The sequence below is a fragment of the Parabacteroides sp. AM08-6 genome (genome assembly GCF_003473295.1).
Taxonomy (GTDB): Bacteria; Bacteroidota; Bacteroidia; order Bacteroidales; family Tannerellaceae; genus Parabacteroides.
In genome coordinates this window covers 1-1,733 of sequence record NZ_QRMP01000071.1, presented here as the reverse complement: position 1 = coordinate 1,733, position 1,733 = coordinate 1, and the positions used below count along the sequence as shown (strand labels likewise).

The following is a 1,733-nucleotide window of genomic DNA, read 5'->3' as shown; positions in this document are numbered from 1 at the left end:
ACAGAAAATTATTTCGATTTAAGGAAACCTTTGCTTGAAGGGCAATCCATTCCTGCGCCTGGTGATGTCGTATTTCGGATGGGTAATAAGTATGACCTGATGCGTCAGGGTGTGATTTATTTGGCCACGGCAGAAACAGATGGGACCTACATCGATGTCTTGGACAAAATAAACAGTGCCGACATGACCGGGAAATCAGTTGTCAGGATTGGCAATGTCTCCGGGATAACATCAAAATACAAAGGGAATTTAGGCCAGGCAGGTATTTATCATGGCATTTATATCAAGGGGGGCATATTCGACGAATGCGATATATATCTTCCTAACGGTGACACCGTTTATCAATCCTTCCAGGTATTAAACGGAAAACTCGAAAGTGAAATATCTTCCGTCCGGGATGCAATTAACGACAATGGTAATAACATCTTGGCTAATCCCACATGGGATGGAAATTTAGACAAATGGACCTATTCGCAAGATATAGAATTACTATCTGCGGCAAACGGATGGCTGTGGTTTAATGCCGCATTTTATTCCGATAAGAAAAAATCGGCTGAAGTCTTGGTCGAAAACGGTATCCGGATTCTTCGTATTTTTAACAGCGGCATTACCCAGGCAAATGCTGATTTATTAAACAGGGATGCCGGTACTTATGTGATTCGTGTGCGCTACAAAGCTATTACCGCTGGTACTTTTTCATTCGGTTTTTCAGGAAAAGATTTATACAAAAGTATGATTCTTACGGCCATGACTGACTATCAGGAGGAAACGATTATCGCTGATTGGGACGGTTCCGGTGATTTTACCTGTACCTACACCGGAGATATACGGATTAAAAGCATAACGGTTATATCCGATAAGATAGCGGCCATACGCAATGAATATTATACAAAATTTTTGCAGACAGACCAAGCGATAGATTTGCTGGCCGGACGTGTTACCACGAACGAGAATAATATAGTTCGGGCGGAATCTAAGTTTTCCGTAACGGCAGATTGGATATCCGGTCTTGTAAGCCGGGTGACACTGGTAGAAGGGCGTGCCACCAGCTTGGAAGAGGCCGGGTTTGTTACAAACGCACAAGGTAATTCGTTATGGGCCAATAAAACGTTGTTTGATAATTTATCACGCGCCGTTGATTTGCAATCTGCAAAATTCGATGTTAATGCGTCTTGGATATCCGGACTTGTAAGCCGGGTTACTACCGCGGAAAACGGCATAAAATCACTTAACTCTGCCGGTTTTATAACGCAAGCACAGGGTAATGCTTGGTGGGTGACAAGCTCTGATTATACGGGTAATTCTATCGTTAACAAGATAAACCAGACCGCTACTTCTACAAAAATTATCGCTTCCAAGGTTGAGTTCTATGCCTATAACCTGAACATGTTAAGAAATTCGGGAAATATTACCAAGACAACATATTGGAAAGTCACAGGAGCTTCTTCGTTGGATGTTTCCAATGGTGCTATAATGCTTAACTTGAATATAACAGATGCAAGCGATTACTGGGGAGACATAAGAAATTACAGCTTGGCCGGAGTTCGTTTATCTTCGGCTAAAAAATATACTGTAAGTTTCCGTATTTCATCTACCGTATCTCAACAAATATCTATAATGATTGGCCCGGATAGTAACGGGCTGACCAAGAATATATCCATACCGGCAGGAACCTCTAATAATAAATTTACATTTCAAGGCAAAGACGTCGATGCGGCCTTTTTCCGGCTATA

Annotated in this window: 1 protein-coding gene; it reads left to right on the top strand. The window is 41.9% G+C overall.

All coding sequences use genetic code 11. The annotated features are described in order from the left end of the window. A partial coding sequence (locus DW103_RS18175) for a hypothetical protein (RefSeq protein ID WP_158576719.1) occupies positions 1–1,733 on the top strand: 1,733 nt, incomplete at both ends.